Origin of the sequence: Mesorhizobium sp. M7A.T.Ca.US.000.02.2.1, from assembly GCF_003996995.1 — a bacterium.
Classification (GTDB): domain Bacteria; phylum Pseudomonadota; class Alphaproteobacteria; order Rhizobiales; family Rhizobiaceae; genus Mesorhizobium.
Genome location: NZ_RZTT01000303.1, coordinates 1 through 7,464, shown reverse-complemented (window position 1 = coordinate 7,464; position 7,464 = coordinate 1). Strand labels below are relative to the sequence as shown.

6 protein-coding genes are annotated in these 7,464 nt (G+C 63.5%); 2 read left to right on the top strand and 4 right to left on the bottom strand.

All coding sequences use genetic code 11. The features are described from left to right. Window positions 1–1,608: ComEC/Rec2 family competence protein (locus EOD15_RS24235; protein WP_148129629.1), on the bottom strand; the 1,608-nt coding region annotated here is incomplete at its 3' end. A gap of 102 nt (window positions 1,609–1,710) precedes the next feature. On the opposite strand from EOD15_RS24235, the gene gltX reads away from it, so the two are divergent. Beyond that, a complete protein-coding gene (gltX, locus tag EOD15_RS24230; RefSeq protein WP_127322784.1) occupies window positions 1,711–3,135 on the top strand; it encodes a glutamate--tRNA ligase in 1,425 nt (474 codons plus the stop codon). A gap of 185 nt (window positions 3,136–3,320) precedes the next feature. Further along, entirely contained in the window at window positions 3,321–4,649 is a 1,329-nt protein-coding gene (gene gltA, locus EOD15_RS24225) for a citrate synthase (protein ID WP_127270290.1), read from the top strand. Between the two features lie 54 nt (window positions 4,650–4,703). Here gltA and lpxB read toward each other — a convergent pair whose 3' ends face one another. The 3 genes from lpxB to lpxA form a co-directional block, all read right to left on the bottom strand. Further along, window positions 4,704–5,882, bottom strand: coding sequence for a lipid-A-disaccharide synthase (gene lpxB, locus EOD15_RS24220; protein ID WP_127322268.1), 1,179 nt, complete (start codon window positions 5,880–5,882; stop codon window positions 4,704–4,706). Continuing rightward, entirely contained in the window at window positions 5,875–6,792 is a 918-nt protein-coding gene (locus tag EOD15_RS24215) for an LpxI family protein (RefSeq protein WP_127322269.1), read from the bottom strand. Before EOD15_RS24215 ends, lpxB begins: the two co-directional genes overlap by 8 nt. Then, window positions 6,764–7,464, bottom strand: a 701-nt coding sequence (gene lpxA, locus EOD15_RS24210) for an acyl-ACP--UDP-N-acetylglucosamine O-acyltransferase (RefSeq protein WP_127408899.1), incomplete at its 5' end; no start/stop codon positions are given. The genes EOD15_RS24215 and lpxA, both read right to left, overlap by 29 nt.

Genomic DNA, 7,464 nt, shown 5'->3' with positions numbered 1-7,464 from the left:
CATGACGACGGTGACGATCGGCATAACCGCTAGATTGGCGAACAGGCTGAGCGGCGACACACGCTGAAAGTGCCAGATGGCAAACAGCGTCGTGGCGCTGCCGGCGATGATGGAGGTCATGGCAAGGCCGGTTGCCGCGAGCACGAACTTTCGCGTCAGGAAACCGGGCATGGATCGCTTTGGGGGCGGCGGTCTTGCTTTTCCCGCGCGGTGATCGGCCCAGCCGGCATAGGCGCCGACCAGAGCCGCGGTCGCGGCGAACGACATCTGAAAACTCGGGCCGACCACCTCATGCGGCGACACCACGATGACGGCGATCGCCGAGATCGCCAGATTGCGCATGGTGAGTGCTGCTCGATCGAACAGCACGGCAATCAGCATCACCGCCAGCATGATGAAGCTGCGCTCGGCGGCAACGACGACTCCAGAGATGATGAGATAGGCCGCGATCGAGAACAGTGCGGCGAAGGCGGCATACTTCTTGACCGGGCGACGCGCGGAAAAGTCGGGAAACAAGGCGAAGGCGCCGCGCAGCAAGCCCATGATGGTGCCTGCGACCAGCGCCATGTGCAGTCCCGAAATCGAGATGATGTGGTAGATGCCGGTACGTCGCATCGCCTCATTGATGTCATCGGGAATGCCGGCGCGCACGCCGACGATCAGCGCCGCGGCGATCTCGCCTTCGGCGCCGCCGACGCTCGCCCTGATATGGTCGGCGATGGCCTCGCGGGCATTTTCCACGCTAGAGGAAATTCGGGCCGGCAGCGGCATGTCGCCATCATCGCTGACGACAAGCTTGGGGTTGCCGAGAAAGAACCCGCTGCCGCCGATGCCGGCAAAATAGCTGTCGAAGGAGAAATCATAGCTGTCCGGCCGCACCGGCCCAGTCGGCGGCAAAAGCTTGGCATATCCAGTGATGAGGGAGCCTGCGGTCACGTCAGCCGGGATCTTGCGTGCCGAAAGCCGCACCCGTTCCGGCGCATAGCGCAGTTTCGGTCTTGCGGTCGATGTCACGTCGATGGTCAGCCGGATGCGGCCAGTTTCCATCCGGTCGAGCGAGACGACGCGGCCGGTCACCTGCGTCGAGATTTCCGAGCCCAACATTTGTGTGCCCGCACGCCACGTCTCGACCTTGGCAGCAAGCAGTCCTAGGGCGCACAAAAGCGCCGCCATGAAACACAGATGGGTCTTTGGCCATGAGCGCGAGACCAGCGCACAGATCCCCGTCAAGATGACAACCGCGACAGGTCTCGCAAAGTCGGGTTCAGCCGTCAGCGAAAAATAGCCGATCGCTCCGATCGCCAGGCAGACCGGCACCAGCAGGAAGGCCACGCCCCGGTCGAGTTCCAGGCTCGCCGCCGTGTTCACGCTGTGGCGCAGGCGAGGCAGTGATGTCAGGCTGATTTGCCGGCGCACGCGAACGATCCTGCCGGTTTCGGCAACAGGAACAGAGGCGGCGACATCCGCTTGCAAGGGCGCCTTGCCGGGATCCGGCACAAGGGGCGATGGCGGCGGCAATGGGGTTGGCCGAGGCGCAAACAGGGACCGTTCGCTGACGCCGATGGCAGCGTCCTCGCCCTGATCCGAGCCCCAGCCTCGTCCAGCCATCGGGTCTGCCCCTTGCGCCCTCGACACCCTATGCTACATGAACGCCGGGCGCGCGAAAGCCCGCGCAACCGCACCCCGCTTCAGATGGTTTCCGAGAGTTCCATGTCCGACAAGGTCGTCACCCGTTTTGCCCCTTCGCCCACCGGCTATCTGCACATAGGCGGCGCGCGCACGGCGCTGTTCAACTGGCTGTATGCGAAGCACACTGGCGGCACGATGCTGCTGCGCATCGAGGACACCGACCGCGAACGCTCCAATGAAGCCGCGACGGCTGCCATCCTCGACGGGCTTTCCTGGCTTGGCCTGAGCTGGGACGGCGAGCCGGTGTCGCAGTTCGAGCGTGCGCCGCGCCACCGCGAGGTGGCTGAGGAGCTCGTGCGCATGGGCAAGGCCTATTATTGCTATGCCACGCCGGCCGAACTGGAGGCCATGCGCGAGGCCGCCAGAGCCAAGGGGCTGCCGCCCCGCTATGACGGCCGCTGGCGCGACCGCGACCCCTCTGAGGCGCCCGCAGGCGTCAAGGGCGCCATTCGTATCAAGGCGCCGACCGAAGGCGAGACCATCGTCCATGACCGTGTCCAGGGCGAGGTGCGCTTTCCCAACAAGGATCTCGATGACTTCATCATCCTGCGTTCTGACGGCAATCCCACTTACATGCATGCCGTCGTCGTCGATGATCATGATATGGGAGTCACCCATATCATTCGCGGCGACGATCATCTGACCAACGCCGCTCGCCAGACCGTGATCTACAACGCCATGGGCTGGAACGTGCCGTCCATGTCGCATATCCCGCTGATCCACGGCGCCGATGGCGCCAAGCTGTCGAAGCGGCACGGCGCGCTTGGCGTCGAGGCCTATCGCGCCATGGGCTACCTGCCGGAGGCGCTGCTCAATTACCTGGCGCGCCTTGGCTGGAGCCATGGCGACGACGAGATCATGTCGATCAAGGATATGATTTCCTGGTTCGATATCGGCGATGTCAACAAGGGCGCGGCGCGCTTCGACTTCGCCAAGCTGGAGGCGATCAACGGCGCGCATATGCGCCGCATGAGCGATGCCCAACTGTTCGACATCTTCATCGCTACCCTGCCCTATCTCGAAGGTGGCCCGGCGATCGCCGCGCGCCTGAACGACAGCACCAAGGCGCAGTTGCTGGCAGCGCTTCCGGGCTTGAAGGACCGCGCCAAGACGCTGGTCGAGCTCGTCGATGGCGCGGCCTTCCTGTTCGCCACGCGCCCCCTGCCGATCGACGACAAGGCGGCCCTTCTGCTTACCGACGATGCCCGCAAGATCCTGCGCAGTGCTCACGAAGCTTTGAACGGGCTTGCGAGTGACTGGACAGCCGCCTCGGCGGAGGCGGCGATACGCGAGGTGGCAGCGGCCGGCAGTCACAAGCTCGGCGCGGTGGCCCAGCCTTTGCGCGCTGCGTTGACCGGCAAAAGCACCTCGCCGGGCGTGTTCGACGTGCTCGCCGTGCTCGGCCGCGAGGAAAGCCTGGCGCGCATCGCAGATCAAATCGATTAGGAGCAAACTGGCCCAAGAAGATTGGCATTGAAAGGCGGGTTTCGCAGTGCAACATTAGGCCTTGGCCCAATCTGGCACGCACCTCCTGAAATGCGGTGGCGAATACGCGCATTGCGGTGATTTTCGACGTGTCGCTCTGCAGAATTTTGCCTTTGCCGGCATGAGGAAACAAGAAGGAGTTTGCAATGACCGAAGCTGCGAAAAAAATGGATTTGGGCGGCAAGACCCAGGAGGCCACGGCAACGCTTGCATTCGCCGGCAAGACCCATGAATTCAAGGTGCGAAGTGGTTCGGTCGGGCCTGATGTCATCGACATCGCCTCGCTCTACTCAACCACCGGCGCCTTCACTTACGATCCGGGCTTCACCTCGACGGCAAGCTGCGAGTCCGAAATCACCTTCATCGACGGCGACGCCGGCATCCTCCTCCATCGCGGCTATCCGATCGACCAGTTGGCCGAACATGGCGACTTCCTCGAGGTCTGCTATCTCCTGCTCTACGGCGAATTGCCGACCAAGGCGCAGAAGGACGACTTCGACTATCGCGTGACGCGCCACACCATGGTGCATGAGCAGATGTCGCGCTTTTTCACCGGCTTCCGCCGCGACGCGCACCCGATGGCGGTGATGTGCGGCGTGGTCGGCGCGCTGTCGGCCTTCTACCACGACTCCACCGACATCTCCGACCCCTACCAGCGCATGGTTGCCTCCATGCGGCTGATCGCCAAGATGCCAACGATCGCGGCGATGGCCTACAAATACCACATCGGCCAGCCGTTCATTTACCCGAAGAACGAACTGAACTTCGCCGCCAACTTCCTGCACATGTGCTTTGCCGTGCCGTGCGAGGAATACAAGATCAACCCGGTGCTGGCGCGCGCCATGGAACGCATCTTCATCCTGCACGCCGATCATGAGCAGAACGCCTCGACCTCGACCGTGCGTCTCGCCGGCTCTTCGGGCGCCAACCCGTTCGCGTGCATCGCCGCCGGCATCGCTTGCCTGTGGGGTCCCGCCCATGGCGGCGCCAATGAAGCGGCGCTGAACATGCTGGGCGAGATCGGCCATGTCGACCATATCCCGGAGTTCATCGCCCGCGCCAAGGACAAGAACGATCCGTTCCGGCTGATGGGCTTTGGCCACCGCGTCTACAAGAACTACGATCCGCGCGCCAAGATCATGCAGAAGACGGCGCATGAGGTTCTGGGCGAGCTCGGCATCAAGGACGATCCGCTGCTCGACATCGCCATGGAACTGGAAAAGATCGCGCTGACCGATCCGTATTTCATCGAGAAGAAGCTCTACCCGAATGTCGACTTCTATTCCGGCATTACACTGAAGGCGCTGGGCTTCCCCACCACCATGTTCACCGTGCTGTTCGCGGTCGCCCGCACCGTCGGCTGGATCGCGCAGTGGAAAGAGATGATCGAGGATCCGCGCCAGAAGATCGGCCGGCCGCGCCAGCTCTATACCGGCGCACCCGAGCGTGACTACGTGCCGATCGCCAAGCGGTGAATTGGGAGTAGGGATTGGGCAGTAGGCAGTAGGCACGGTCAACTTCCCTACTCCCTACTGACTATTCCCTCTCTTGATATACCGCATCACCACCTGCGCGGCGATCTCGCCGGACGGTCTGTCCGTCGCCATGCGCCGCATGATCTCTGCAAATCCATTCTTCTGCCAGGCGCGCATGCCGCTGTCGGCGAACAGGGCTTCCAATTGCCGGGCCAGATTGTTCGGCTTGATGTAGCCGTCGTAGAATTCCGGAATAAGCGCTCGATCCGATATCAGATTGGGCAGCAGCGCCGACCAGACGGAAACGAGGTGCGGCGCCAAGACGCGCGCGACCGGGTCGAGCCTATAGCAGGAAATCATCGGCACGCCGGCCAGCGCCAGTTCCAGCGATACCGTCCCGGACGCGATCAGCGCCGCATCGGCTTTGCCGAAAGCCTGCCATTTGCGCTGGGGATCGACGATGATCTCAGGCTTTTCATCCCAGCGGTTGACGGAGGATTTGACGAGGTCGGCGACATGCGGAACGGTCGGCAGCAGCAGCCGCAGGCGGTGGCCACGCGCACGCAGAATCGACACCGTCTCGCCGAACGGGTCGAGCAGCCGCCGTACCTCGCCACGCCGCGAACCGGGCAGGACGAGCAGGGTCTTGACGCGATCAGGAGAAAGGTCGCGCGGTAGTTCCTGCGCCTTGGCTGCGGCCAGCAAACCCGCATCGTGGGTCAGGCGATGCCCGACATAGGTGCCTGGTGGCCCGCCGAGCCGCTCGAGCTCCTTGACCTCGAAAGGCAGGATGCAGAGGATGTGGTCGACATAGGGCTTCATCGCCACCGCCCTGCCCGGCCGCCACGCCCACACGCTCGGGCAGACATAGTGGATGATCGGAATCGACGGGTTGGCCGCACGCACCTTTTTGGCGACGCGCAACGAAAAGTCCGGACTGTCGATGGTGACCATGCAGTCCGGCTTTTCGTCGGCAACGGTCTTGGCCAGTTGGCTGATCCGCCGCATCAGGCGCGGCAGGTCGCGTAGAACGGCGCTGAACCCCATGAGGGCGATCTCGCCGGCATCGAATGGCGAGACCAGTCCCAGCGCCTGCAAATGACGGCCGCCGAGGCCGACGAGTTGCACCTCGCGCCCCACAGCCTGGCTGAGCGAGCGCACTATGTCGGCACCGAGCAGGTCGCCGGACTCCTCTCCGGCAACGATTGCGATCTTCAATGCCCTGTCAGCCATTGCGCGGCTCCGTGGCGGCACGCAGGCCAAGGACGAACAGGCCAAGTGCATTGGCGCGCGCGATGGTTTCAGGACCTTCGAGGATCAGCGAGCGTCCCGCCTCGACGGCAATGCCGGCGAGTCCGGCCGCGTGCGCTGCCTCGACCGTCTGCGGACCGATGGATGGAAGATCGGCGCGCAGTTCCTGACCGGGCTTGGCGCACTTGACGAGGACGCCGCGGGTCTTGCCCGCAATACGGCCGTGGCCGCGCAGCAGCTTCGCACGATCAAGCAGGCCGGCTGTTCCTTCGATGCCTTCCAGCGCGATTGCCCGGCCGCCAACCGCGATCGCCGCTTGGCCGACATCCAGCGCCCCGATGGCCTTTGCTGCCGCAAGGCCTGCCTCAATATCGCGCCAGTCCAATTTTCGCGGTTCGGCCTTGGTCAGCACGCCTTCGGCGGCGACAAGATTCGGCACTACTTCGTGGGCGCCAACGACCTTTACTCCGCGCGCTTCGAGGCCTCGTGCCAAGACCTTCAGAAGACCATCGTCGCCACGCGCGAGCGCCATGACGACCAAAGGAATCACCGCGAGCAGGCTGAGACTGGGGCGCAGCGCAAGCAATCGCGGCCGGCGCTTGATCTCGCCTGCAAGCACCAGATGGGTGATCCGGTGCCGCCGCAGCAAAGGGACGAGCGAGCCTATACCTTCCAGAGCGAGGCTTTCGTGATCGTATCGGGAGAGTTCCGCGATGCGGTCGACCTCGCCTTCCATCAGGATGACGAAGGGCGGATAACCTTGTTCAGCCGAACCGGCCGCGACTTCGACCGGCAGACTGCCGCCGCCGGCAATGATGCCGACCCTGGAGCCCGGCGGAAGATCAAGACGCGCAGCCGCTGTCTCAATCTTCGTCATCGACATCGTCGCCATCGCCGCCCTTGAGCGACGGCACAGCATAATGCCGCTTGCCGCGACTGGTGATGAAATCGATGATCTTCATGGCGGTCGGCGACGACGCGAACTCCGCCTTGGCGAACTCGATGTTCTCGCCAACGGTGCGGGAACGATCGAAGATCATCCTGTAAGCCTTGCGCAGCACAAGGATTTCGGACCTTGGCAGGCCGGAGCGCTTGAGGCCGATGATGTTGAGGCCGCGTAGGCTGGCGCGGTTGCCGACCGCTATGGCAAAGGGGATGACATCGCCGACGATCGCGGAGCAGCCGCCGAGAAAGGCGTTGTCGCCGATGCGGACAAACTGATGCACTGCGGTCAGGCCGCCGATATAGACATTGTTGCCGACCTCGCAGTGGCCGCCCAGCGTTGCGCCATTGGCGAACGTCGCATTGTTGCCGACGACGCAATCATGGGCGATATGGGCGTAGGCAAGGAAATTGCCATTGTCGCCGACCGTCGTCTCGCCGCGGCTGGAATCGGTGCCGAGATGCATGGTCACGCCTTCGCGGATCGTGCAGTTCCTGCCGATGACCAAGGTGGTGCGACCGCCCTTGTGCTTGGTGTTCTGCGGCGGTGCGCCCAATGTCGCCATCGGATAGACCTTGGTCGAGGCGCCGATCGACGTTGCGCCCATCACCGAGACATGAC